The sequence below is a fragment of the Hydrogenophaga sp. BPS33 genome (assembly GCF_009859475.1).
Taxonomy (GTDB): Bacteria; Pseudomonadota; Gammaproteobacteria; order Burkholderiales; family Burkholderiaceae_C; genus Hydrogenophaga.
Window position 1 is genome coordinate 4405732 of the sequence record NZ_CP044549.1, and the last position, 23301, is coordinate 4429032.

General features: G+C 67.7%; 21 protein-coding genes. 11 read left to right on the forward strand and 10 right to left on the reverse strand.

The features are described from left to right. Window positions 1-164: 164 nt before the first annotated feature. From F9K07_RS20480 to F9K07_RS20505, 6 genes are all read right to left on the reverse strand, one after another. Complete coding sequence (locus F9K07_RS20480; RefSeq protein WP_159595180.1) at window positions 165-428, reverse strand: hypothetical protein; 264 nt, start codon at window positions 426-428, stop codon at window positions 165-167. Continuing rightward, window positions 395-685: a TIGR02444 family protein gene (locus F9K07_RS20485; RefSeq protein ID WP_159595181.1), complete on the reverse strand. Its 291-nt coding sequence runs from the start codon at window positions 683-685 to the stop codon at window positions 395-397. Before F9K07_RS20485 ends, F9K07_RS20480 begins: the two co-directional genes overlap by 34 nt. A 26-nt stretch (window positions 686-711) precedes the next feature. After that, window positions 712-1692 (reverse strand): NAD(P)H-dependent flavin oxidoreductase, encoded by a 981-nt coding sequence (locus F9K07_RS20490; RefSeq protein ID WP_159595182.1) that lies wholly within the window; start codon window positions 1690-1692, stop codon window positions 712-714. Between the two features lie 22 nt (window positions 1693-1714). Continuing rightward, window positions 1715-3505: an acyl-CoA dehydrogenase gene (locus F9K07_RS20495; RefSeq protein ID WP_159595183.1), complete on the reverse strand. Its 1791-nt coding sequence runs from the start codon at window positions 3503-3505 to the stop codon at window positions 1715-1717. 77 nt (window positions 3506-3582) lie between these two features. Next, a complete protein-coding gene (locus tag F9K07_RS20500) occupies window positions 3583-4515 on the reverse strand; it encodes an electron transfer flavoprotein subunit alpha/FixB family protein (protein WP_159595184.1) in 933 nt (310 codons plus the stop codon). Window positions 4516-4527: 12 nt separating this feature from the next. After that, complete coding sequence (locus tag F9K07_RS20505; protein ID WP_159595185.1) at window positions 4528-5277, reverse strand: electron transfer flavoprotein subunit beta/FixA family protein; 750 nt, start codon at window positions 5275-5277, stop codon at window positions 4528-4530. Window positions 5278-5608: 331 nt separating this feature from the next. Here F9K07_RS20505 and F9K07_RS20510 point away from each other — a divergent pair, with 331 nt between their 5' ends. The 7 genes from F9K07_RS20510 to F9K07_RS20540 all read left to right on the forward strand — a co-directional run bounded on the left by F9K07_RS20510 (window position 5609) and on the right by F9K07_RS20540 (window position 14359). Further along, window positions 5609-6328: a response regulator transcription factor gene (locus F9K07_RS20510; RefSeq protein WP_159595186.1), complete on the forward strand. Its 720-nt coding sequence runs from the start codon at window positions 5609-5611 to the stop codon at window positions 6326-6328. Window positions 6329-6389: 61 nt separating this feature from the next. Beyond that, window positions 6390-8072, forward strand: coding sequence for a FecR domain-containing protein (locus tag F9K07_RS20515; protein ID WP_159595187.1), 1683 nt, complete (start codon window positions 6390-6392; stop codon window positions 8070-8072). Window positions 8073-8079: 7 nt separating this feature from the next. Beyond that, complete coding sequence (locus F9K07_RS20520) at window positions 8080-10470, forward strand: CHASE2 domain-containing protein (RefSeq protein WP_159595188.1); 2391 nt, start codon at window positions 8080-8082, stop codon at window positions 10468-10470. Between the two features lie 119 nt (window positions 10471-10589). Beyond that, on the forward strand, window positions 10590-11309 hold the full coding sequence (locus F9K07_RS20525; RefSeq protein WP_159595189.1) for a hypothetical protein: 720 nt from the start codon (window positions 10590-10592) through the stop codon (window positions 11307-11309). 140 nt (window positions 11310-11449) lie between these two features. Beyond that, on the forward strand, window positions 11450-12463 hold the full coding sequence (locus F9K07_RS20530; protein ID WP_159595190.1) for a TRAP transporter substrate-binding protein: 1014 nt from the start codon (window positions 11450-11452) through the stop codon (window positions 12461-12463). 79 nt (window positions 12464-12542) lie between these two features. Further along, complete coding sequence (locus F9K07_RS20535) at window positions 12543-13067, forward strand: TRAP transporter small permease (RefSeq protein ID WP_159595191.1); 525 nt, start codon at window positions 12543-12545, stop codon at window positions 13065-13067. Then, a complete protein-coding gene (locus F9K07_RS20540) occupies window positions 13064-14359 on the forward strand; it encodes a TRAP transporter large permease (protein WP_159595192.1) in 1296 nt (431 codons plus the stop codon). Before F9K07_RS20535 ends, F9K07_RS20540 begins: the two co-directional genes overlap by 4 nt. Here F9K07_RS20540 and F9K07_RS20545 read toward each other — a convergent pair. Genes F9K07_RS20545 through F9K07_RS20555 form a run of 3 tightly spaced genes read right to left on the reverse strand, consistent with a single transcriptional unit; the run spans window position 14336 to window position 17494 of the window. Continuing rightward, the gene (locus tag F9K07_RS20545; protein WP_159595193.1) at window positions 14336-15664 is read right to left on the reverse strand and encodes a mechanosensitive ion channel family protein; all 1329 of its coding nucleotides are present in this window, start codon (window positions 15662-15664) and stop codon (window positions 14336-14338) included. The genes F9K07_RS20540 and F9K07_RS20545 overlap by 24 nt on opposite strands. Before the next feature lie 43 nt (window positions 15665-15707). Further along, window positions 15708-16517, reverse strand: a complete 810-nt coding sequence (locus tag F9K07_RS20550; protein ID WP_159595194.1) for an enoyl-CoA hydratase — start codon at window positions 16515-16517, stop codon at window positions 15708-15710. Between the two features lie 23 nt (window positions 16518-16540). Continuing rightward, on the reverse strand, window positions 16541-17494 hold the full coding sequence (locus F9K07_RS20555) for a histone deacetylase family protein (protein WP_159595195.1): 954 nt from the start codon (window positions 17492-17494) through the stop codon (window positions 16541-16543). A 26-nt stretch (window positions 17495-17520) separates the two neighbouring features. On the opposite strand from F9K07_RS20555, the gene F9K07_RS20560 reads away from it, so the two are divergent. From F9K07_RS20560 to mltB, 4 genes are read left to right on the forward strand one after another with little or no spacing between them, the layout of a single operon-like run. Further along, the gene (locus F9K07_RS20560) at window positions 17521-18441 is read left to right on the forward strand and encodes an AAA family ATPase (protein ID WP_159595196.1); all 921 of its coding nucleotides are present in this window, start codon (window positions 17521-17523) and stop codon (window positions 18439-18441) included. Continuing rightward, entirely contained in the window at window positions 18438-19409 is a 972-nt protein-coding gene (locus tag F9K07_RS20565; protein ID WP_159595197.1) for a DUF58 domain-containing protein, read from the forward strand. The genes F9K07_RS20560 and F9K07_RS20565 overlap by 4 nt, the downstream gene beginning before the upstream one ends. Then, window positions 19403-21424: a transglutaminase family protein gene (locus F9K07_RS20570; protein WP_442907339.1), complete on the forward strand. Its 2022-nt coding sequence runs from the start codon at window positions 19403-19405 to the stop codon at window positions 21422-21424. The genes F9K07_RS20565 and F9K07_RS20570 overlap by 7 nt, the downstream gene beginning before the upstream one ends. Next, a complete protein-coding gene (mltB, locus tag F9K07_RS20575; protein WP_201451611.1) occupies window positions 21421-22503 on the forward strand; it encodes a lytic murein transglycosylase B in 1083 nt (360 codons plus the stop codon). Before F9K07_RS20570 ends, mltB begins: the two co-directional genes overlap by 4 nt. Window positions 22504-22527: 24 nt before the next feature. On the opposite strand, the gene F9K07_RS20580 is transcribed toward mltB, so the two are convergent. Further along, window positions 22528-23223 carry a hypothetical protein gene (locus F9K07_RS20580; protein WP_159595199.1) on the reverse strand — a complete coding sequence of 232 codons (696 nt, stop codon included), beginning with the start codon at window positions 23221-23223 and terminating at the stop codon, window positions 22528-22530. Window positions 23224-23301: the final 78 nt, after the last annotated feature.

A 23301-nucleotide genomic window follows, 5' to 3' on the forward strand; every position in this document is an offset into this window, starting at 1 on the left:
GCTTCGATGGAGGGTGGGAATGCTTTTCCATCAATAGCCATCGCAGGGCGGGAGACACCAGGACACGCTCACAGAAGGCGCCTTTGAAACTGCGAAGAAGGGGAGGTCTTTGTGCAGACAAATATGGACCTCTTGCCCCAAGAGGTCCCTGCACCAGCCGCGGGTTACGGACGGCTGTCCGCCCAGGCCCGTTCCCGCGACCGAATGGCGGGCTGCACCTCGGCCCGGTGCGCATCCGCGCTTCGGCCACCGCGTTGCGCGTAGGCCATCACGACCAACCGGGTCGCGGAAACGCCCTCTGCGGGCACTGGCGCATCGGCCCCGACCGGCATCGCGGCCAGGAGGGAAAACGCCTGCTGCTCAGCGGCCAGCTCGGCTTTTTGAATGGCCGCTCTCAGCGCCTGCGTCCGAGGATCGTCCTTGGCCATCGCGCGACGCGCCGCAGCGGACGCAGCACCTGCTCGCGCCAATCCCGCACCACCGCATCGGCGGCGTTGACATGGCTTGCCTGCAAAGGGCATTGGCGCTGCCTCTCCACATACCCGAGATGCAGCAGCACCACGACATCCACGCCCAGTCGGTCCTGCAGCAGCAGGCAGGCCTGTGCGACGCCAGGGCGGCCGTAGAGCGCCAGCACGTGGCGCCATTCATCGCTGCGCAGAAATGCCGGCTCTGCCGTGGCCATCGCGTCTGTCGCGCGGCTCGGGCAGGTCAGCTGGCGCAGATTCGCGCCTTGGCCGCGGCGTATTCGCGTTTGAAGCGCGCGATCAGATCGGCGGCGGGCAAGACCTCCTGAATCGCACCAATGCCCTGGCCGCAGCCCCAGATGTCGCGCCAGGCCTTGGCCGCGTTGGCACCTTCGCCGGTGGAAAAGTTCATCTTGCTCGGGTCGCTCTGGGGCAGGTTGTCCGGATCCATGCCGGCGTTCTTGATGCTGCCCTTGAGGTAGTTGCCGTGCACGCCGGTGTAGAAGTTGCTGTAGACGATTTCGTCGGAATCCGAGGCCACGATCATTTCCTTGTAGCCCTCCACAGCGCGCGCTTCCTCGGTGGCGATGAAGGCCGAACCGATGTAGGCCAGGTCCGCGCCCATGGCCTGGGCAGCGAGGATCGCGCCGCCGGAGGCGATCGCTCCCGAGAGCGCGATCGGACCGCCGAACCATTGGCGCAGCTCCTGCACCATCGCAAACGGACTCTTCACGCTGGCGTGTCCTCCCGCGCCGGCGGCCACGGGAATCAGGCCGTCGGCCCCCTTCTCGATCGCCTTGTGCGCGAACAGGTTGTTGATCACGTCGTGCAGCACGATGCCGCCCCAGCTGTGCACGCCCTGGTTCACGTCTTCGCGCGCGCCCAGGCTGGTGATGACGATCGGCACCTTGTACTTGGCGCACAGCTGCATGTCGTGCTCGAGGCGGTCGTTGCTCTTGTGCACGATCTGGTTGATGGCAAAAGGCGCGGCCTTGTTGTCCGGGTGCGCCTTGTCGTGCGCGGCGAGCGCCTCGGTGATCTCGGCCAGCCACTCGTCGAGCTGCGATGCGGGACGCGCGTTGAGTGCGGGCATCGAGCCCACCACACCGGCCTTGCACTGCGCGATCACCAGCGCAGGCGTGCTGATGATGAACATCGGCGAGCCGATCACCGGGAACTTCAGGTTCTTGAGAACGGGTGGCAGGCTGCGAGCGGGTGCGGTCATGGGGTCTCCGGTGGGGGGCAGATCAGAACGATTCGATGGCCAGTGCGGTCACCGCCTCGGCGCCGTCCACGATGGCGTCGCGCACACCCGGCGCGCGGCTGAGGATGTGGTCGGCGTAGAAACGGGCGGTGGTGATCTTGGCGTCCATGAAGGCCTTGTCCTGTCCCTTGGCGGACAGGTCTTCCGCCACCATGAGCGCGCGCGCCATCTGCCAGCCCGCCACAAGGTTGCCGGCGAGCATCAGGTACGGCACGCTGCCCGCGAACGCCGCGTTGGGATTGGACTTGGTGTTCGCGGCGATGAACTCGACCACGTCCACGAAGGCCAGGCGCGCGGCCTTCAGACGCTTCAGCACGGCCTTGGCGTTGGCGCTGCTGCGCTGGGCCAGTTCGCTTTCGGTCTTCTCGATCTGCGCCGCGATCGCCTTGGCGCCGGTGCCGCCGTCGCGCGCGGTCTTGCGCCCGACCAGATCGTTGGCCTGGATCGCGGTCGTGCCTTCGTAGATGGTGAGAATCTTGGCGTCGCGGTAGTACTGCGCCGCGCCCGTCTCCTCGATGAAGCCCATGCCGCCGTGCACCTGCACGCCCAGGCTGGTGACTTCCAGGCTCATCTCGGTGCTGTAGCCCTTGATCAGCGGCACCAGGAATTCGTAGAACGCGGCGTTCTGTTTGCGCACATCGGCATCGGCGTGGTGGTGGGAAGCGTCGTAGGCGGCGGCGGCCACGCTGGCCATGGCGCGGCAGCCTTCGGTGAAGGCGCGCATCGTCATCAGCATGCGCTTGACATCGGGGTGGTGGATGATGGGTGCGGCCGCGCTCAGCGAGCCGTCGACCGGGCGGCTTTGCACGCGGTCCTTCGCGTATGCCACGGCCTTCTGGTACGCGCGCTCGGCGATCGCGATGCCTTGCACGCCTACCGCGTAACGCGCCGCGTTCATCATGATGAACATGTACTCCAGGCCGCGGTTTTCCTGGCCTACGAGGTAGCCCACAGCGCCACCACCGTCACCGTATTGCAGCACCGCCGTCGGACTGGCCTTGATGCCCATCTTGTGTTCGATGCTCACGCAATGCACGTCGTTGCGCGCGCCGACCGAGCCGTCCTTGTTCACCAGGAACTTCGGCACCACGAACAGGCTGATGCCCTTCACGCCTTCGGGCGCGCCGCTCACGCGCGCGAGCACCAGGTGCACGATGTTCTCGGCCATGTCGTGCTCACCGTAGGTGATGAAGATCTTGGTGCCGAACACCTTGTAGCTGCCATCGGGCTGCGGCTCGGCGCGGCTGCGCACCGCCGCGAGATCGGACCCAGCCTGTGGCTCGGTGAGGTTCATGGTGCCGGTCCATTGGCCGCTCACCAGCTTCTCCAGGTAGGTGGCCTTGAGCTCGTCACTGCCCGCCGTCATCAGCGCTTCGATCGCGCCATCGGTCAGCATGGGGCACAGCGCAAAGCTCATGTTGGCGCTGTTGATCACTTCGCCGCAGGCCGCGCCGATGGTCTTGGGCAGACCTTGGCCACCGAAGTCCGTCGGGTGCTGCAGGCCCTGCCAACCACCATCGACATATTGTTGGTACGCGTCCCTGAAGCCCGGGGTGGTGGTGACCACACCATCCTTGAAAGACGAAGGGTTGGTGTCACCGTCCACATTCAACGGCGCGATCACGCCTTCGTTGAGTCTGGCGCATTCCTCCAGAACGGCTTGCGCGGTTTCCAGACCCGCCTCTTCGAAGCCAGGCAATTGCGCCACCTGGTCGATGCGGGCCAGGTGTTCGATGTTGAACAACATGTCTTTGAGGGGGGCGGTGTAGCTCATGATCGTCTCGTATTCGCGGATTTCAGGAAGGCAGACAAAAGGGCATCGCGAACGATGCCCTTGTGGTTTTCAAGAGCTCAGAGCGCTTTGACCAATTCCGGCACGGCCGTGAACAGGTCGGCCTCCAGGCCGTAGTCGGCCACCGAGAAGATCGGTGCCTCCGGGTCCTTGTTGATCGCCACGATCACCTTGCTGTCCTTCATGCCCGCCAGATGCTGGATGGCACCGGAGATGCCGGCGGCGATGTAGAGCTGCGGCGCCACGATCTTGCCGGTCTGGCCCACTTGCAAGTCGTTGGGCGCATAGCCCGCGTCCACCGCAGCGCGGCTGGCACCGATGGCCGCACCGAGCTTGTCGGCCAAGGGCGTCATCACTTCGTTGAACTTCTCGCTGCTGCCCAGCGCACGGCCACCGGAGACGATGATCTTCGCGGCGGTGAGTTCGGGGCGGTCGTTCTTCGCGATCTCGCTGCCCAAGAAGGAGCTCTTGCCTTCGCCCAGTGCGGCCGTGGCGGTTTCCACCGCCGCGCTGCCACCGCTGGCCGCGGCCGGGTCGAAGCCGGTCGTGCGCACCGTGATCACCTTCTTCTCGTCGGTGGCCTGCACCGTGGCGATGGCGTTGCCCGCGTAGATCGGGCGCTCGAAGGTGTCGGCGCTGATGACCTTGGTGATGTCGCTGACCTGCCCCACGTCCAGCGCAGCGGCCACGCGCGGGGCCACGTTCTTGCCACTCGCCGTGGCCGGGAACAGGATGTGGCTGTAGTTGGCCGCGAGTGCCAGCACCTGCGCGGCCACGTTCTCGGCCAGGCCGTGTTCGAAGCCCGGCGCATCGGCGTGGATCACCTTGGCCACGCCAGCGATGGCCGCGGCCGCCTTGGCCGCTTCGGCCGCGTTGTGCCCGGCCACGAGCACGTGCACGTCGCCACCGCATTGGGCTGCGGCGGTCACGGTGTTGAGGGTCGCGCCTTTGATCGAGGCGTTGTCGTGTTCAGCAATAACGAGTGCGGTCATTTCTTTCTGTCCTCAGATCACTTTGGCTTCGGTCTTCAACTTGTTCACCAGGGTGGCCACATCGGGCACCTTGATGCCCGCACCGCGCTTGGGCGGCTCGCTCACCGTCAAGGTCTTGATGCGCGGCTTCACATCCACGCCCAGGTCTTCGGGTTTCACAATGTCCAGCTGCTTCTTCTTCGCCTTCATGATGTTGGGCAGCGTCACGTAACGTGGCTCGTTCAACCGCAGGTCGGTGGTGATGACCGCCGGCAGCGTGATCGCCAGCGTCTCCAGCCCGCCGTCGACTTCGCGCGTCACGTTGGCCTTGCCGTCGGCCACTTCGACCTTGGACGCAAACGTGGCTTGCGGCAGACCGGCCAGCGCCGCCAGCATCTGCCCCGTCTGGTTGCAGTCGTCATCAATGGCTTGCTTGCCCAGGATGATGAGTTGCGGTTGTTCTTTGTCGACCAAGGCCTTCAAGAGCTTGGCCACGGCCAGCGGTTGCAGTTCTTCGGTGGTCTCCACCAGGATCGCGCGGTCCGCACCAATGGCCATCGCCGTGCGCAGCGTTTCCTGGCATTGCGCCACGCCGCAGGAAACGGCGATCACCTCGGTCACCACGCCCTTCTCCTTCAGACGCACCGCCTCTTCGACCGCAATCTCGTCGAACGGGTTCATGCTCATCTTGACGTTGGCGATGTCCACACCGCTGCCGTCGCTCTTCACGCGCACCTTGACGTTGTAATCCACCACGCGCTTGACGGGGACGATGACCTTCATGTTGGCTAGCTCCTGCTGTTTGAAAAATGGCTTGTCGAATTGACGTGCACGTCAACTCAAAGATTGTATGTCGGCGATCTCTGCCCCCCGGACCCCCTGCCAAAGCCGGGCGCCACAGGGCATCTTAATCGAACGATCGTGCTTTTTTGATTCACCCGTGGTCCGCCATTCGGCGAAGATTGCACATTGCAAAACACACATGCACGAAGCAGCGGCCGTTCGGGCAAGTCAATTCTTAATAGATTGTCAAATCGGCTGTGCTTCAATGGAAGCATCGATATATTCGTACAAACAATTTCATACTCTTACTCCTTGCCTTACTGTCCCTCCCATGCGCATTGCCGCCGTAGATGACGACCCCGCGCAACTGGATCTGCTCAAAGCTGTCGTCGTGTCCATGGGCCACGACTGCCATTTGTTCGAAAACGCGAACGCGCTGATGCGCGTGCTGCCGCGCGAAACGTTTGATCTGTTCATCGTGGACTGGGAACTGCCTGACATTCCCGGACCCGATGTGATCCGTGCCATCCGCGGCATGGCCCTGGCGCCCGTGCCGATCCTCATGATGACCAACCGCAGCGACGAGCGCGACATCATCGAAGGCCTGAGCAGCGGCGCCGACGACTACATGGTGAAGTCCGCCCGCGTCGGCGAACTGTGCGCGCGCATCATGGCCTTGTTGCGCCGGGGCGGCCACACGCCTCCCCCGTCGGAAATCGCCTGGGGTCCGTACCGCTTCCAGCTCCAGGACCGCCGCGTGTGGCTCGAGGAGGAGGAGATCGTCTCCCTTACGACCAAGGAATACGACCTCGCGCTCACGATGTTCCGCAACCTCGGACGCTTGCTGTCGCGCGCGCATCTGATCGAGGGCGTCTGGGGGATGGGCGCGGACATTTCCTCGCGCTCGCTCGATGTCTACATGTCGCATGTGCGCAGCAAGCTGCGCCTGCGCGCCGACACCGGCTACAAACTGGTGTCGGTCTACAACCACGGGTACCGCCTCGAAGACCTGGCACAGGAGGCCTCTCCCACGGAGCGGCGATCGCCATGAGCGCCGCACAGCCGCTCCGAAGGCGCTCAGCCCCGCAGTGCGCAGCGCGTAGGGTAGTCCAGTGATCCGCGTCCCGCCTCACCGTTTCTCGGGCCTGCTGGCCCTGGCCCTTCTCGGCGTCGCCCTGCCGGCCCTGGCGCAATCGCCGGACCGCATCCATACCGTGCAACCGGGCGACAACCTCTACAGCCTCGCGCAACGCTATCTGGACGACCCCGCCCAATGGCGCGCGCTGCAGCGGCACAACCAGGTGGCCGACCCGCGCCGGCTGGTGCTGGGTAGCGTATTGCGCATCCCGGCCGCGCTGCTGCGCGCGGAGCCGGCGCCAGCCGAGGTGCTGCATGTGGCAGGACAGGCCCGCGTGCGCGGCCAGGCCGCACCGCTCGCGGTGGGCGCTCGGGTGGACGAAGGCGCGCACGTCGATGTGGGGGACGACGGCTTCGTGACCTTGCGCCTGGCCGATGGCTCGGTCGTGCGCCTGGCCGCAGGCACACAGGTTCAGCTTCGCGAGTTGCGCCACGCGCCCGGCTCGGGGCAGGGGCAGACCGAACTGCAACTCGAACGCGGCCGTGTCGATGCGACCGCCAAGCCGCAGCGCGCCAAGGGCAGCCGCTTTGAAGTGCGCACGCCATTGGCCGTCGGGGGGGTGCGCGGCACCACGTTTGGCGTGGCCGTGGGGGAAGGCGGTGCGTTCATCGGCGATGTGCGCGAAGGCGCCATCCAGGTCCGCTCGCTGGCAGCAGCACAGGAACAGGCGATGGTGCAGGCCGGTGAAGGCGCGCATCTGGCGAACACGCCGGGGTCGCGCTTCTCCGTCATGCCCTTGCTCGCGGCCCCCGACCTGTCCGGCCTGCCGGACGTGCTGGAAGACATCTCCATCATCGAGCTTCGCTGGCCGCAGGATGCCCACGCGAGCGCATGGCAGGTGCGCATCGCCAGCGGTGACGTGGCCGATGGCGTCGTGCGCAATGCGAGCTTCGCGCAACCCCTGGCCCGGTTCACCGCGCTGGACGATGGTGACTACCTGCTGGCCGTGCGCGCCGTGGACGGCCGGGGCATCCCGGGCCAGGAAGCCGTGCGCCGGGTCGTGGTCAATGCGCGCCCGCAAGCACCGCTGCTGCGCGAGCCGCCGTCCGGCGCCCGGCCAAGCTCGCCCGACGTGGTCTTGCAATGCACCCAGGGCGATGTGCAGCTGCGCTACCGTTTCCAGGTCGCGCGCGACGCGGCCTTCACCGATCTGGTCGCGCAGTCCGCCGACCTCGGCACGTGCAGCCACACGGTATCGGTCCCGGTGCCGGGCACCTACTTCTGGCGCGTGGCAGCGGTCGATCGCGATGCCAAAGGCGCACGTGACCAGGGTCCGTTCAGCGCGCCGCTGTCGTTCCAGCGGGTCGCCCTGCCCCCCGTGCCAGCCGCTCCCCGTCTGCGCAGTGGCGACACCTCCACCTTGCACATCGTCTGGGGCGCAAGCACTGGCGGCCCATGGCGGCACCAGATCCAGGTGGCGCGCGATGCCGCGTTCGCCCAGTTGGTGGACGAGCGCCAACTGAGCGAGCCGGTGTACACGCGGGCCATGCCGCCCGCGGGCACGTACCATGTGCGGGTGCGGCAGATCGCCGCCGATGGACTGGAAGGCCGATGGACCGATCCGCAGCGCTTCGAGGTACACCGCCACATCGCGACCACGGACGCCCAGCCGCTGACCTCATCCGATGGACAGCCCGTGCAACCGGGCGCTCGTTGATGCCCGTTTGAACACACAACCGACCGACTCCACACAGTCCCAGTGGCAAGATCCACCCGCACGCGCGCAACGCCCGCGAAAGCGCTGGCTCGAGTGGGGTCTGCTGGCGGCCGTGTTGCTGGCCCTGGTCGTGGCCTTGAGCAGCTCGCGCACCCTCGAACACATCGACCTCGCGCTCACCGACCAGTTGGCCCGGCTGAGCCAGCAAGACGTGTCGCCCGACATCGTGATCGTGGCGATCGACGACAAGAGTCTCACCGACATCGGCCGCTGGCCCTGGCGGCGCGCCTTCCATGCCGCCGTGCTCGACCGCATCACCGCCGCGCAACCACGCGCGGTGGGGCTGGACCTGATCCTCGTCGAGCCCAGCCCATCCGACACGGCCGATGACGCGCTGCTGGCCGCAGCCATCGCGCGCAACGGCAAAGTGGTGCTGCCCCTGGCGTTGATGGACCAGCAGGGCGCGGGCACGCTCACGCGCATGAAACCGGCGCCCATCCTGGCCGAACAGGCGGCCGCGATCGGCCACATCCACCTCGAAATCGACAACGACGGCATCGCGCGCAGCAGCTTCCTGCGCGAAGGCCACGGCTCGGAATGGTGGGAGCACTTCGCCGTCGCGCTGCTGCGCGTGGGCGGTGCCACCTTGCCCGAACCTTTGCCCGGCACGCGCGCGCCCGCCCCGCAATACGCCGACACCTGGCAGCGCGACCACTGGCTGCAGATTCCGTTCGCCGGCCCGCCCGGCAGCTTCGAACATGTCTCGTACGTCGACGTGCTCAAGGGCCGGGTGCCGCCCGAGAAACTCGCCGGCAAGTACGTGCTGGTGGGCGCCACCGCGGCCGGCATGGGAGACGCCTATGCCACGCCCCGCTCGGGCGAAGGCGAGCTGATGGACGGCGTGGAAATCGCGGCCAATCTGATGAACACGCTGCTGCAGGGCCAGCGGCTGGAGCGCGCCAACGGGTGGCAGAACGCCTTGTTCTGCGTGGTGCCGGTGGCCTTCGCGCTGCTGGCGGTGCTGCTGCTGGCACCCACCGCATCGCTGTTGACCTGCGCCGGCCTGTGGGTGCTGACGCTGGCGGGGGCGGCCGTGGCGCCGTCGCTGGTGGGGCTGCAAGTCGCCCCCATCGCCGGCTTGCTCGGCGTGCTGCTCACCTACCCCTTGTGGGTGTGGCGACGCCTGCGCGCCGCCATGGGCTACCTGATCGAAGAGTTCCAGCGCATGGAGACGCGCCGCGAACTGCCCACCATGATGCCCACCGCGCGCTCGGGCGACGTGCTCGACCGCCATATCGACGCGCTGGAAAACGCGTCGCAGCAGTTGCGCAACCTGAACCGTTTCGTGAGCGAGACGCTCAACAGCCTGCCCGACGCCACGCTCATCGCCGACCCCCAGGGCCACGTGCTGGTGGCCAACCAGGCGGCCTACCGCTACTTCCACAAGCAAAGCGTGACCCGTTTGCGCTGCGCCCCTTTGAGCGCGTTGCTCGACGGCGTGCACCGCGTGGGCACGCAAACACCGGTGTTCGATCTGGCCCGATTGCACGGCCCCCCCCAACCCTGGGGCTCGGAGGCGAGCGATGCGTCCGGGCGCGACCTGCTGGTGCGTTTCGTGCCGTGCTTCAACACCGACGGCACGGCCACGAGCTGGATCGCAAGCCTGGTTGACATCACGCCGATTCGCGAAGCCGAGCGCCAGCGCGACGTGGCGCTGCGCTTCATCTCGCACGACATGCGTTCGCCCCAGGCTTCCATCCTGGCGCTGCTGGAGTTGCAGCGCCTGCAGCCCGGACAACCCATGCCCGCCGAGACCCTGGGGCGCATCGAGCGCCACGCGCGCCGCACCCTGGACCTGGCCGAGGAATTCGTGCAATTGGCCAGGGCCGAGTCCAGCGCGTACCGCCTGCAGACGGTAAACCTCACCGATCTGCTCGATGAGGCCGTGGACGAAGTGTGGCCGCAGGCACAGGCGCGCCAGGTGCGGCTGGACGTGCAGCGGCCCGACCAAGCCGCCCTGTGCGAGGCCGACCGCGGCCTGCTGACCCGCGCCATCGTCAATCTGCTGGACAACGCGGTGAAGTACGGCGGCGCGCAAACGCGCGTGCAATGCGCCGTGCAACACACCCCGGACGGCTGGCAGCTCAGCGTGAGCGACGAGGGACCGGGCATGACGCAGGAACAGCAACACGCGCTGTTCCAGCAGTTCGCGCGCCTGGAGCCCCACCAGCGCACCACGCGCGGGGTGGGCCTGGGCCTGGTGTTCGTGCGCACCGTGATCGAGCGGCACGGCGCGCGCATCGGGGTGCGCAGCCAGCCGGGGCATGGCGCCACGTTCCATTTCACGCTCGCGCAGAGCCCGTACCCGGCGCCCGCCGAGCAGGCCGCCCACGGCTGAACGTGAACCCTGCCGCACGCGCGGCAGGCACTCTGTTAAGCCACTGTTAAAGCGTTTGAGCCGCGCGGTGCACGCCGCTAACCTGCCCTCACGTTTTGAATCCCCTACGCAGAAGTCCCATGAATGCCTCCCCCGTCGCCAGAACCGAAACCCACCTGCCCAGCACGTGGTGCAGGACGGTCGCGACCGTCTCTGACGCGCCAGAACCCGCGGGCCGCCCCGACCTCGCACCGCCCGTTCTGACCCACGACGAGTACCGCAGCATGACGACCCCGCGCGACGCCGAGCACCTGATCACCTCGATGCGCCAGATCGGCGGCGCCGTGCGCATGCTGTTCAGCCGCCAGGAACCCGAGCGCGTGCAAGCGGTGGCGGTCGAACTGGCCGCGGCCACGTCGACCCACGCCGGCCTGGACGATCCGGTGCGGGCCTGGGAGCCCGCGCTGCAGACCGATCGCGGCCTGGGCCGCGCGCGGCGCCTGCAGCGCCTCATCCACAGCCCGGTCTGGCACAGCGAACACCGGACCTCTCGCGCCGACAAGTCGCTCGACAACAGCGCGGCGGACTACCTGTTCACCGCCGTCATGAACCTGCTCCCCCAGGCGCCCTTGCCGGACGAGCTGCACATCTTTCGCCTGTGGTACATCGCCGCGCGCGCGGTCAACCCGCCGGAGAACGCGCTGCGCCTGTTCGGCGACCTGCGCGAGTTGCCGCCCCACCAGCAACTGGCCGCCGGCGCGCGCATGCTGTTCACGCTCGAGTCGGGTCTGGCACCCAGGGGCACACCCCGCCACCGACTGGGCACGCCCCATGGGGTGGCGCTGCCGGCGCGCAAGTGAAGCCGCGTTTACCCAACGGCCGCCACCACAGCCATTGACAAACCAGGTGGTCGGCGAATTCGGGTAAGTCTGGGGATCGCGATGGGGGCGAGTTCCGTATATTGGGCCGCGTCAGCATTCCACCACCACGGAGTCACCGCATGAAAACCCGCCCTGTGTTCGCTGCCGCCCTGTCCACCGCCGTGCTGTTCTCGGGCGCGGCGTCGGCCCAGACCGTGTTCACCGCCTCCAGCTGGGTGCCGCCTACCCACACGCTGAGCATGGCGCAGAAGAGCTGGTGCGACCTGCTGGAGAAGGAAAGCGCGGGGCGCATGAAATGCAACATCCTGCCCAAGGGCGTGGCCGCCGCGCCCGGCACCTTCGACGCGGTGCGTGACGGCCTGGCCGACATTTCGTACACCGTGGACGGCTACACGCCGGGGCGCTTCATCAACACGCAGGTGGCCGAGTTCCCCTTCCTGGGCAACAGCGCCACCGCCACCTCGCTGGCCTACCAGCGCATCTACAGCAAGCACTTCGCACCGCTAGGTGAGCACCGCGGCGTGAAGACACTGGCCGTGTTCACCCACGGCCCCGGCATCATCTTCACCGTCAAGCAGCCGGTGACCAGCGCGGCCGATGCGGCCAAGCTGAAGTTCCGCATCGGCGGGGGCAACATCAACGAGCTCTCCAAGGCCATGGGCTGGAACACCACGCTCAAGCCCGCGCCCGAGTCGTTCGAAATGCTCTCCACCGGCGTGATGGACGGCACCTTCTTCCCCGACGAGTCGGTGGCCTCGTTCAAGCTCAGCATGGTCAAGCACGCCACCACGTTTCCGGGCGGCCTCTACAACACCAGCTTCGTCTTCATGATGAACGAGGACAAGTACAAGGCGCTGTCCGCGCAGGACAAGGCCGTGGTCGACAAGATCTCCGGCGAGACCGCCACGCGCATCTTCGGCGAGGGTTGGGACCGCGTGGATGCCTCCAGCCGCGAACTGCAGAAAACCCAGGGTGTCACGCGCATCGAGGCCAACGCGGCCTTCGTGCAGGCGGTGAAAGACAAGCAGGCCGCGCTCGAAAACAAGTGGGCCGAAGCCGCACAGGCCAAGGGCCTGAAGGACCCCAAGGCGGTGCTGGCCGAGTTCCGCGCCGAAATCGCGAAGGTGAAGTAAACACGCCAGGCAGCAGGGCCGGCGGGGCAGTCCATCGCGCACTGCCCCGCCGGCCTTTTCACATCAAGGCGCCCCCTTCATGCTCAAGACACTGGAACGCATCCTGCTCTGGTCCGCGGGTCTCATGGCCGCCATGGCCCTCTTCGCCATCATGTGGCTCACCCTGGTCGACGTCACCGGCCGGCGCTTCTTCAACCACTCGGTGCCCGGTGGCCTGGAGCTCACCGAGATCCTCATGGTCATCGTGATTTTCGGCGCGCTGCCCATGGTGTCGTGGCGCAATGAGCACGTGGTGTTCGATTCGCTCGACAGCTTCCTGCCCGACTGGGTGCGCGACATCCAGGCGCGTGTGGTGCACCTGGTCTGCGCGCTGGGCTTCGGTTTTCTGGGCTACCTCATGACCACCCGTGCCGACCGCCTGGCCGAGTACGGTGATACCACCGTGCACCTGCAACTCTCCATCGCCCCCGTGGCCTGGATGATGGCCGTCATGCTGGGCGTCACCGCCCTGGTGCATCTGCTGTTCGTGTTCTTCCCGGTGCCGGTTCCCTCGCCGCACCACCCGCCGCCAGCCCGGTTCGACGACCCGGGGGCCGCACCATGATCGAAGCCACCCTGGGCTTCCTCGCCGTCTTCGCGCTCGCCTTTCTGCGCGTTCCGCTGGCCTTGGCCATGAGCATCGCGGGTCTGGTCGGCCTGGGTCTCATGCGCGGCTGGCATCCAGCCTTCGCCAGCACCAGCCAGGTGATCTTCGAGACCGGTTTTGCCTATGTGCTCTCGGTCATCCCGCTGTTCGTGCTCATGGGCAACTTCGTCGCGCGCGCCGGCATGGCGCGCCAACTGTACGGCGCGGCCAATGCCTTCGTGGGCCACCGCAAGGGCGGGCTGGCCATGGCCAGCGTCATCGCCTCTGGCGGCTTCGGCTGCATCTGCGGCTCCTCGATCGCCACCGCCGCCACCATGACGCGTGTGGCCTTCCCAGAGATGAAGCGCCACGGCTACAAGGACACCCTGGCCACCGGCTCCATCGCCGCGGGCGGCACGCTGGGCATCCTGATTCCGCCCTCGACCATCATGGTGATCTACGGGATCATCACCGAGACAGACATCGGCAAGCTGTTCATCGCGGGCGTCCTGCCTGGCCTGGTGGCCGTTGCCTGCCTGTGCCTGGCCGTGGTCTACGTCACCTGGCGCGACCCGCTGGCCGGCCCGCCCGCGAAACGCAACAGCTGGGCACAACGCCTCGCGGCCATTCGCGGCATCTGGGCGGTGGCGGTGCTGTTCGCGCTCGTGATCGGCGGCATCTACGGCGGCTTCTTCACCGCCACCGAGGGCGCGGGCGTGGGCGCCTGCGGGGCCTTCTTCTTCGCGCTCTTTCGCGGCGCGCTCACGCCGCGCGTGCTGATGGACATCCTGGTGGAGAGCACGCGCACCACCGCCATGCTGTTCACCATCCTGATCGGCGCGATGATCTTCACCAGCTTCATCAACTTCACCAGCATGCCGGGCGACCTGCGCGACTTCCTGCTGCAGTTCAGCCCGCACCCGATCCTGGTGGTGGTCGTGATGATGGCGATCTACGTCACGCTCGGCCTGGTGATGGAAGAGCTGTCGATGGTGCTGCTGACCATTCCGGTGTTCTTCCCCGTCATCACCGGACTGGGCTTCGACCCGGTGTGGTTCGGCGTGCTGATCGTGACCATCGTGGAGATCGGCATGATCTCGCCGCCCGTGGGCATGAACCTTTTCGTGATGAACTCGCTGCTGCCGCAGGTGAAGCTCAAGCACATCTTCCAGGGCGTGTGGCCCTTCGTGATGGCCGACGTCGTGCGCCTGGGCATCCTGATCGCGTTTCCAGCGCTCTCGCTTTGGCTACCCAGCCTCATGGCCCGCTGAAGCCTGCGCGGCAGCGAGCGCCGGCATGTCCTTGACGTGCAGCACGCGCTGGGGATACGGCATCTCGATCCCGTTCTCCTGCAGCATCTGCAACACGCGGTTGTTGATCTGCGACAGCAGGCGAAGTTGCACCGGCGCGTCGCCCGAGTTGATCCAGTAGGCCATGGTGAATTCCAGGCCGTTGGCACCGAAGGCCGAGAGCGAGGCCTGCGGCGCCGGTTCCTTCAGTGCGGCCTCCTGCTCGTCGATCGCCTGCAGCAGCAAGCGGCTCACCAGCTCCGCATCGCTGCCATAGGCCACGGTGACCACCGAGGTCTGCCACACCCGCGTGATCGCCGTGGACAGATTCTCCACCCGGTTGATCACCATCAACTCGTTGGGCACGATGGACTCGCGGCCCGCCGCCGAACGGATCACGCTGTAGCGTGTGTTGATGTCCAGGATGCGGCCCTCGAACGAATCCACCTTCACGTTGTCGCCAATGCGCAGCCGGCGCTCGGCCAGGATCACGAAACCGCTGACGTAGTTGGAGGCGAGCTTCTGCAGGCCGAAACCAATGCCCACGCCGATCGCGCCGCTGAACACCGAGAGCGCGGTCAGGTCGATGCCCACCGCCGAGAGCGCGACGATGAGGCCCACGAAAAGCAGCAGGGCGCGCGTGGCGTTGCTCACCGCCTTGCGCATGGACAGGTCACCTCCGGTGGCCTTGCGCAGCAAGCGCTTCTCGATCGCAGCCGACAACCACAGCGCCAGGATCATCACCGCGCCCGCCGTGACCGAACCTTCGATCAGCGTGCGCAGGCTCAAGGTGGTGGAGCCGATCTTCCAGGTGATCTCGCCCAACTCGGCCAGCACCACCGGCAGCAGCCCACTGACCCACAGCACCATCGCCAGCCAGGCGACCCAGGAGATGGTGCGCTCCATCACGCGCACCCACGGTGCGGTGGTGAAGGCCGCCTGCAGCACCTTCACGCCCACGCGGATGACCACCAGCGCGACGAGCACCGGAATCGCCACCTTGAACGCCGTCATCGGCAGGAACTTGAAGACGATGGCACGCGCCACATAGGCCAGCAGCAGCAACACCAGCGGGAACATCGCGCCATCGACCACGCTACGCCCGAAGAGCACCGAAGACGGGTCGTCCTGCATGCGCAAGGCATTGCGCAGCAGCTTGCTGAAGCCCCAGGCCAGCGCGACGCACACCGCCAAGGCCGCGATCTCCACCAGGACGCCGGGTTGCTTGAAGCCCTCGATCCAGAGTCCGAAATCGTCGATGGGTTGGGGGCGGCGGTATGCGGTCATGTCGGAAAGAAGAAAGACGTGGACTCGGAGCGAAAGTCGTGCGTCAGCTGCGCCAGTGCGGCGCGCGCTTCTCGATGAAGGCCTGCACGCCCTCTTGCGCCACGCCGTGCGCCATGTTGCAGGCCATGGTCTGGCCCGCGAGCTGGTAGGCCGATTCGATGCCGGTTTCCAGCTGTCGGTAGAACAGGGTCTTGCCCAGGGCAATGGCCTCGCGCGGCTTGCTCAGGATGCGATCGACGAGCGCGGCCACTTCGGCATCGAGCGCCTCGGGGGACACCACGCGATTGACCAGGCCCCGCGCGCGCGCCTCGTCGGCCGGGATGAAGTCGCCCGTGAGCAGCATTTCCATGGCCTGCTTGGGCAGGATGTTGCGCGAAAGCGCCACACCCGGCGTGGCACAGAACAGTCCCACGTCGATGCCGTTGACGCCAAACGTGGCGTTGTCGCTCGCCACCGCGAGATCGCACTGCGCCACGAGCTGGCAGCCCGCTGCGGTCGCCAGGCCGTGCACACGCGCGATCACCGGCACTTCGAGCTTGCGGATGGCGAGCATGAGGCGCGAGCACTGCGCGAACAGCGCCTGGTAGTAGCCCAGCTCGGGCGTGGCGCGCATCTGCTTGAGGTCGTGGCCGGCGCAGAAGGCGCGGCCGTGGGCGGCGATGACCACCAGCCGCGCCTGCGGGTCGGCCGCCACCGCGTCCACCGCCTGCTGCAGCGCACTCAGCATGGCCTCGGACAACACGTTGAAGCTGCGCGGCGTGTTCAGCGTGAGGGTGTGCACGCCGCGCGCATCGCGCGAGGACAGCAGCACCGGCTCGGCGGACGGTGGGGTTGGCGTGGTCGGCTCGGTCATCGGAACATTATCCGGCGATGCGATCACACCCCGGCCAACACCCTCACATGCGCCTCCACGCTGCGCCCGAGCGCGCTGAGCGCATAACCCCCTTCGAGGCAGCTCACGATGCGGCCCTGGGCGTGGCGCTGCGCCACTTCCCGGATGCGCTCGGTGATCCAGGCGTAGTCCTGCTCCACCAGGCCCATCTGCGCCATGTCGTCCTCGCGGTGCGCGTCGAAGCCCGCGCTCACGAAAATCATCTGCGGTTGGTGGGCTTCCAGGCGGGGCATCCACATCATGTCGATCAGCTCGCGGATCTCCATGCCCTTGGTGTAGGCCGGCACCGGCAGGTTGCACAGGTTGCTGGCGGCCGAGTGTTCGCCCATTGGATAGAACGGGTGCTGGTAGAAGCTGCACATGAGAATGCGCTCGTCGCCGGCCACGATGTCTTCGGTGCCGTTGCCGTGGTGCACGTCGAAGTCGACGATGGCCACGCGCTTCAAGCCATGGCGCTCCAGCGCGTACTTGGCGGCCACAGCCACGTTGTTCACGAAGCAGAAGCCCATGGCCTTGTCGCGCATGGCGTGGTGGCCCGGTGGGCGCACGGCGCAGAACGCATTGGCCAGTTCGCCGGCTATCACGGCATCGGTCGCATCCAGGGCCGCGCCCGCGGCCAGCAGGACCGCCTCCCAGCTGTGGGTGTTGATGGACGTGTCGGGGTCGACCTGCGCGTGGCTCGGGCCACCGGCGGCCATGTCCTCGCGCAGCTGTTCGCTCAAGCCCCGCAGCGCCGCGAGGTACATGCGGCCGTGGGCGAGTTCGAGGTCGCTCAAGGCGGCGGGCGTGGGTTCGCGGCGCTCCAGCGCGATGTCCAACCCGCTGATGAGCAGGCGGTCTTCGATGGCGTCGAGCCGCGCGGGGCATTCCGGGTGACCGGTGCCCATTTCGTGCTTCCAGAACGCCTTGTGCGTGAAGTACCCGGTGGCCTGGCCCATGGCGGTTTTACGGTATGGTTCGCGGCATGCAAGCCGACACAAGAATCCAACTGCTGCTGAGCCAGCTTAACACGGTGATCGTGGGCAAACCGCAGCAGGTCTCGGACTGCGTGGCCTGCCTGCTCGCGGGAGGGCACCTGTTGATCGAGGACGTGCCCGGCGTGGGCAAGACCACGCTCGCGCACGCACTGGCACGCTCTTTCGGGCTGCAGTTCTCGCGCGTGCAGTTCACCGCCGACCTCATGCCCAGCGACCTGGTGGGCGTGTCGATCTACGAACGCGGCCGCGAAGATTTCGTGTTCCACCCCGGCCCGGTGTTCGCCCAGGTGCTGCTCGCCGACGAGATCAACCGCGCCAGCCCCAAGACGCAAAGCGCGCTGCTCGAAGCCATGGAAGAAAAGCAGGTGACGGTGGAAGGCGAGACGCGCCACCTGCCCGAGCCCTTCTTCGTGATCGCCACGCAGAACCCGCACGATCAGCTGGGCACCTACGCCTTGCCCGAGTCGCAGCTGGACCGCTTCCACATGCGCCTCTCGCTCGGGTACCCGGACCGTGCGGCCGAGCGCGAACTGCTGCGCGGCCAGGACCGGCGCGACATGCTCGACCACCTGCGCCCCGCGCTCACGCCCGCCGACCTGGCCTCGCTGCAGCACACGGTGAGCCAGGTGCACACCGCCGACCCGGTGCTCGAATACCTGCAGGACATCGTGGCCGCCACGCGCAGCGGGCGCTGGTTCGCGCAGGGCCTGTCGCCGCGCGCGGCGCTGGCCGTGGTGCGCTCGGCCAAGGCGCAGGCCTACCTGAGCGGGCGCGACTATGTGGCACCGGACGACATCGCCGCCATCCTGCCGCAGACGGTGGCGCACCGTTTGACGCCGGTTCGAGACGCGGGGCGCGGCCCGGTGGAACAAGTGCGCGCTCTGATCGAGGCTGTGCCTCTACCGTGAACAAGTTCCGCGCGCGTTTGCGGACCTGGTGGCACAACCGCCTGCCGCGCCGCGACACGCTCACCCTGACCCAGCGCAACGTCTACATCCTGCCCACGCGAGCAGGCTGGATGCTCGCGCTCACGCTCTTGCTGCTGCTCGTGGCCAGCATCAACTACCAGCTCAACCTGGGCTACCTGCTCACCTTTCTGCTCGCCGGCAGCGCGGTGGCGGGCATGCACATGTGCCACGCCAATCTGCGCGGCCTCACCTTGCACCTGAACCCGCCCGAGCCGGTGCACGCGGGCCAGGCCGCCGTGCTGGAGATCCGCCTGAGCAGCGAGCGCAAGCGCACGCGCCATGGCATCGGCATGGGCGTGATCGGTGCGAACCTCGCGCACGCGCCTCTGGCCTGGACGGACGTGCCCGCGCAAGCCAGCACGACCTTGCAGGTGAGCTGGCCGGTGCCCGCGCGCGGCCAGCACGCGCTGCCCGCGCTCCACGCGTTCACCCTGTTTCCGCTGGGCACCTTCCGCGTCTGGACGGTCTGGCGCCCCGCGTCCACCGTGCTGGTCTACCCAGAACCGGAAAGCGCGCCCCCGCCACTGCCGCCGGGCGAACCGCAGGCCGGCAGCTCGGGCAGCGCGCGCGTGCAGAGCACGGGCGAGTTCGACGGCGTGCGCGCCTACCGCCGGGGCGACCCGATCAAGGCGGTGGTGTGGAAGAAGGCCGCGCAGGCTTTTGCCGCCGGGCGCGACGAACTCGTGAGCCGCGACGCACTCTCCACCCAGCGCCAGCAACTCTGGCTCGACCATGCGCAATGCGGAGCCGGCGACCTCGAAGGGCGGCTCTCCCGCCTGACCGCCTGGGTGCTGATGGCGGATCGACTTGGACTGGACTTCGGCCTGCGCGTGCCGGGTCGTGAGATCGCGCCGGACCAGGGCCCAACCCACCGCGCTCGCTGCCTGGAAACTCTCGCGCTGTGCTGAAAACCGCCCTCTCCGCCCTGCCGCGCGACACGCGCGACACGCTGTTCCTGCTGGCCGTCGTGGCCTGGGTGGCCGTGATGCAGATCCCCCATGTGCCCTGGTGGTGCAGCACGCTCACCGCGGGCGTGCTGCTCTGGCGCACCACGCTCACGCTGCGCGGCCGGCCACTGCCCAACTGGCCCTGGCGCCTGGGCCTGCTGCTCATCACGCTGATGGCCACCTGGGCCACGCACGGCACCTTGCTCGGGCAGGACGCGGGTGTCACGCTCGTGGTCGTGCTGCTCGCGCTCAAGACGCTGGAGATGCGCGCGCGGCGCGACGCCTTCGTGGTGTTCTTCCTCGCCTTCTTCACACTGCTCACACACTTCTTCTACTCCCAGTCGCTGCTCACGGCGGCGGGCATTCTGATCGCGCTGCTGGGCCTGCTCACCGCGCTGGTGAATGCCCACATGCCGGTGGGCCGGCCTTCGCTGTGGCAGGCCGCGCGCATCGCCGCGGGCATGGCCGCGATGGGCGCCCCGATCATGCTGGTGCTGTTCCTGCTGTTCCCGCGCTTCTCGCCGCTGTGGGGCGTGCCGGGCGAAGACCGGGGCCGCAGCGGCCTCTCCAGCACCATGCGCGTGGGCCAGATCGCCGAACTCGTGCTGGACGACGGCATTGCCTTGCGCGTGCGCTTCGAAGGCGACCCGCCACCCCAGGCCGAGCTCTACTTCCGTGGCCCGGTACTGAGCCGCTTCGATGGCGTCGAATGGCGCCCCAGCCGCGCCGAGTTTCCCGGGCGCCGGGCGCTGCAAAGCGAGCTGTCCGTGGCGGGAGACCCCATCCGCTACGAAGTGACGATGGAGCCCAGCCAACGCCCCTGGCTGTTCCTGCTCGAAGCCGCTGAGCAGGCACCCCAGGTGCCCGGCATGAACGTGCGCATGACGCCCGAACTGCAATGGCTGACCGACCGGCCCATTGGCCAACTGGTGCGCTACGGCGCGATCAGCCACACCACGTTTCGCCACGGCCCGCTCGAGCCGGTGCTGGCGCTGCAGGAACAGGTGGCCCTGCCCCCCGGCTTCAACCCGCGCACGCTCGAACTCGCGCAACAGCTGCGGCGCGAACACGGCCGCGGCCCCGAGGCCACGCCCCGCCTCGTCCAGGCGGTGATGGAGCGCCTGCGCACCGGCGGCTACCTCTACACCCTGGAGCCGGGCGTGTACGGCCAGCACACAGCCGACGAGTTCTGGTTCGACCGCCGCCAGGGCTTCTGCGAGCACATCGCCAGCAGCTTCGTGATCCTCATGCGCGCGCTCGACATCCCCGCGCGCATCGTCACTGGCTACCAGGGTGGCGAGCTCAATGGCATCGATGGCTTCTGGACGGTCCGCCAGCGCGATGCTCATGCCTGGGCCGAGGTGTGGCAACAAGGCCTGGGCTGGGTGCGCGTGGACCCGACCTCGGCCGTGGCGCCCGGGCGCACCGGCTCGCTGCAACGCCTGAGCGCTGCCGAAGGCGCTTTCGCGGGCGCGATCCGCAACTTCAACCCCACCCTCGCAGCGCAGCTGCGCGCGGCCTGGGAGGCCATGAACAACCGCTGGAACCAGTGGGTGCTGAACTACACCCAGGGCAGCCAGCTCGACCTGCTGAAGAACCTCGGCTTCAAGTCGCCGAGCTGGACCGACCTGGCCTATGTGCTCATCGGCGTGGTGGTCCTCGTGAGCCTGCTCGGCGCGGCCTGGACGTTGTGGGAGCGCCAGCAGCACGACCCCTGGCTGCGCCTGCTGCGGCGCGCCCGCACCCGGCTCGCCGACCTGGGCGTGGCCAGTGCCGACCACACGCCACCGCGCGAACTCGCGCAACGCGTGCGCCAGCGCTGGGGCGAGACCGAAGCCGCGCGGCGCATTGCACAATGGCTGCTGCAACTCGAAGCCCAGCGGTATGCCCGCCCGGGCGCCGCCCCATCCCCTTCCCTGGCCACGCTGCAACGCGAGTTCCGGCAGTTGGCCTGGCCTCGAAAAGATCCCCGTTGAAAAACGCCATCGCACTCCTCTTCACATCTTCGGCCCTGGCGCTGTGCCTGCACGCCCCGGCGCTTGCGCAGTCCGCCGCGAAGACACGCCCCGCGTCCATCAAGACACCCGCTTACAGCTACGCGCAAAGCGCCACCGCCATGGCCTTTGCCACCGACCTGGCCGAGCGCCGCGACCTGGACCCGGCCTGGGTGCGCCAGCACATCGGCGCGGCCCAGCGCGTGCCCACCGTCATCCGCCTCATGCAACCCGCGCCCAGCGGCACGCCCAAGAACTGGGCCGCGTACCGCGCGCGTTTCATCGAACCCGTGCGCCTGCGCGCCGGCCAGCGCTTCTGGGAGGCCAACCGCGAGGCGCTGGCGCGCGCGGAGCTGGAATACGGTGTGCCCGCCAGCCTCATCGTGGGGGTGATCGGCGTGGAGTCGCTGTACGGCCAGCACACCGGCAACTTTCGCGTGATGGACGCGCTCACCACACTGGCCTTCGACTTTCCGGCCAGCCACCCGCGCGCGGCCGCGCGCAGCGAATTCTTTCGCGGCGAACTCGAACAATTCCTGAGCCTGGCCGAACGCACCAGCACCGACCCGCAGAGCTACCTCGGCAGCTACGCCGGCGCCATGGGCTGGCCGCAGTTCATGCCCAGCAGCTGGGTGAAATACGCGATCGACTTCGACGGTGATGGCAAGGTCGACCTGTTCAACAGCCAGGCCGACGTGATCGGTTCGGTGGCCAACTACTTCAAAGCCTTCGGCTGGCAGACCGGCGTGCCCACGCACTACCCGGTGCGCCTGGACACCGCACAGACCCGGGAACAGCTCGACGAACTGCTCGCCCCCGACATCCTGCCCAGCTTCGGCGTGGCGAGCTTCACCGCCAAGGGCGCGGTGCTCGAAGGCCCCGCGCTGGAACACACCGGCAAGCTGGCGCTGGTGGAGCTGGAGAACGCGGGCGCGCCGTCCAGCTACGTGGCCGGCACCGACAACTTCTACGTGGTCACGCGCTACAACTGGAGCAGCTACTACGCGCTGGCGGTGATCGAGCTGGGCGAGGCGGTGAAGGCCTCGATGGGCGAACGCTGAGCCGCGTTTGAAGCCCTCAGGCGCTCAAGATCTGTCCGACGCCTCACTCGCGCCGACGCCCATCCCCATCCCCATCCCCATTCCCAGGCCGGCGCCACCGCCACCTCCACCTCCACCACGCGCGCCACCCGCGCGCGCGCCCGAAGCGTCGGCACCGCGCCGACCCGCGGCACCCGAGCTTGCGCCAGACACGCGCAATGGCCCCTGGTTCGGCACGGCAAGCGTCGCGGGAATCGGCGTGAGATCCAGCGCTGCGCGGATGAAATGGCGCAGCGACACCACCAAGGCCGCGGTGTCCACGTTACGACCGGCCACCATGTCGTTCGCGGCCCGCGCGGCGAGCTCCACCTGCTCAGGCGTGCCCAACAGGATCACGTCCGAGAGCGCAGCCTCCACGGCATCGCGGATGCGGCGGCGGCGCTCGGCCACGGTGCCAGGGGCGTCGGCATCGCCCCCCTCCTCGGCGGCCTCGTGCCGCCTCTCGCGCAGGTGCGTGGGGTCCACGCGCAAGTCCCCGGTGAAAGAACCGCCGAGTGTCTTGTAGGCCGCGATCAGCACCTTGAGACGCTCGTTGATCTGCCGGTTCTCGCGCTCGCGCCGGCGCTGGAACGTCTGCATGAACACCAGCCGGATACCCACCAGCACCAGGGAGGCGAACACCAGCCCGAGGAGCGTGGTCGCCACGGTCGACCAAGAACTGAAATCCAGCATGCCGCGCATGGTCCAAGTCCTTTGGAGAAGAGGGGCCACGAGTATGGCACCGCAAGCCGCCGGGATTTCCGAGCCTCCTGGGTGGCG

Bases quoted from the DNA above. Each gene is read 5' to 3' on its own strand.
- F9K07_RS20500 (WP_159595184.1), bottom strand. From the start codon at position 4,515: ATGACCGCACTCGTTATTGCTGAACACGACAACGCCTCGATCAAAGGC.
- F9K07_RS20560 (WP_159595196.1), top strand. From the start codon at position 17,521: ATGCAAGCCGACACAAGAATCCAACTGCTGCTGAGCCAGCTTAACACG.
- F9K07_RS20545 (WP_159595193.1), bottom strand. From the start codon at position 15,664: ATGACCGCATACCGCCGCCCCCAACCCATCGACGATTTCGGACTCTGG.
- F9K07_RS20550 (WP_159595194.1), bottom strand. From the start codon at position 16,517: ATGACCGAGCCGACCACGCCAACCCCACCGTCCGCCGAGCCGGTGCTG.
- F9K07_RS20555 (WP_159595195.1), bottom strand. From the start codon at position 17,494: ATGGGCCAGGCCACCGGGTACTTCACGCACAAGGCGTTCTGGAAGCAC.
- F9K07_RS20580 (WP_159595199.1), bottom strand. From the start codon at position 23,223: ATGCGCGGCATGCTGGATTTCAGTTCTTGGTCGACCGTGGCGACCACG.
- F9K07_RS20490 (WP_159595182.1), bottom strand. From the start codon at position 1,692: ATGACCGCACCCGCTCGCAGCCTGCCACCCGTTCTCAAGAACCTGAAG.
- F9K07_RS20525 (WP_159595189.1), top strand. From the start codon at position 10,590: ATGAATGCCTCCCCCGTCGCCAGAACCGAAACCCACCTGCCCAGCACG.
- F9K07_RS20485 (WP_159595181.1), bottom strand. From the start codon at position 685: ATGGCCACGGCAGAGCCGGCATTTCTGCGCAGCGATGAATGGCGCCAC.
- F9K07_RS20495 (WP_159595183.1), bottom strand. From the start codon at position 3,505: ATGAGCTACACCGCCCCCCTCAAAGACATGTTGTTCAACATCGAACAC.
- F9K07_RS20510 (WP_159595186.1), top strand. From the start codon at position 5,609: ATGCGCATTGCCGCCGTAGATGACGACCCCGCGCAACTGGATCTGCTC.
- F9K07_RS20480 (WP_159595180.1), bottom strand. From the start codon at position 428: ATGGCCAAGGACGATCCTCGGACGCAGGCGCTGAGAGCGGCCATTCAA.
- F9K07_RS20505 (WP_159595185.1), bottom strand. From the start codon at position 5,277: ATGAAGGTCATCGTCCCCGTCAAGCGCGTGGTGGATTACAACGTCAAG.
- F9K07_RS20530 (WP_159595190.1), top strand. From the start codon at position 11,450: ATGAAAACCCGCCCTGTGTTCGCTGCCGCCCTGTCCACCGCCGTGCTG.
- F9K07_RS20535 (WP_159595191.1), top strand. From the start codon at position 12,543: ATGCTCAAGACACTGGAACGCATCCTGCTCTGGTCCGCGGGTCTCATG.
- F9K07_RS20540 (WP_159595192.1), top strand. From the start codon at position 13,064: ATGATCGAAGCCACCCTGGGCTTCCTCGCCGTCTTCGCGCTCGCCTTT.